We start from the raw sequence: 1,125 nt of genomic DNA, 5'->3' as shown, positions 1-1,125 counted from the left end.
GCCACGGACGACACCTTGAACCCACTCAAAGCCAATGCGCGCAATCGCGCATCGATGGATACGAGCGCCGCATTTTTTTCGAGGCAAAGCGCGATAGCATCGTACGATTCCGCGTCCAGAACCTCTTTAAACTCTAAGAAATTGCAAGGCACTTCGGCGGGGCCGTACGCGGGCGCGACTTCACAGTAGCGCTGGACCGACTCGACAATTGCCGTCAGCATGGCCACTCTTTGCTGCCGGTCTTCGGGAGTGTACCGAACTACCGTAAGCTTCCCGTCTACTTCCCCGGCTCGGCCTATCGAGCGCTCATTTTTTGCCCCCTCCATGGCTATAAGCAGCAAATCATAGGCACGTTGCGAAACAATCGGATGTGGCAAAAAGCCGAGAACCGACAGAGCCTTAAATAGGCCCAATTCGACCAGCGTGATGCAATCCAGCACGCACGACGAACTCGACCCGAGTGGATTTGACCGCTCAAGCCCACCAGTGACGCGTCCCTCGGCAACGACCAAAGGCGGCTGGCTCGCCCCCCAGGACAATATAAGGTCCACTGGCGAACGTCCAAGCAACTGCGCACAAAGGCCTACGGTAAGGCGACCCTGCCTGTAGCCATCGATGACTAGGTCCGCCCCTCCCGACTGTCGTTTCAACTGTGAGTGAATCCGAGACATGTCTATGCTGCCGTCGTCGTTCTTTACAGACATAGTCAGGTAGCCCGGAATGGGTTCTACAGTCTTTTCGGTTAGCTCGTGCGCGTACCCGAGCAGATGCCTAGAGGCGGGCATCAATGAAGCAACGCGATAGGTGGTCTCTTCTCCCATCTGATGCCGAATGGTCACCGTCTCGCCAACCCTCTTGTCGATAAAGTTCGCAGCAAACGCAGAGTCATGAGGGAAGTAATTCTGTGCCTGCGGAAGAGTACCGACGTCTGCAGGGTCAATTACAACGGTGAACGGCGACCCATCTTCTCGCAGCAGTGTGGCCGCAACACCCGCAGAAACGGCTGTAGGTGTCGCGCCCCATGGAATGTCATCGGCAGTGAGCAGGGCGGTGATGAAACCCGCCGCAACGTTCGCGTTGTCGAGGTTACATCTAAACAATCGATACAACCGACGCATACCGAGG

Annotated in this window: 1 protein-coding gene; it reads right to left on the bottom strand. The window is 56.4% G+C overall.

The genetic code is table 11. From position 1 onward, the window contains the following. The coding region (locus ACWEOZ_RS44400; RefSeq protein WP_451916683.1) for a PIN domain-containing protein at positions 1 to 1,125 on the bottom strand (1,125 nt) is incomplete at both ends.

This window comes from Actinoplanes sp. NPDC004185 (assembly GCF_053603475.1).
This window is presented reverse-complemented; position numbering and strand designations above follow the sequence as displayed.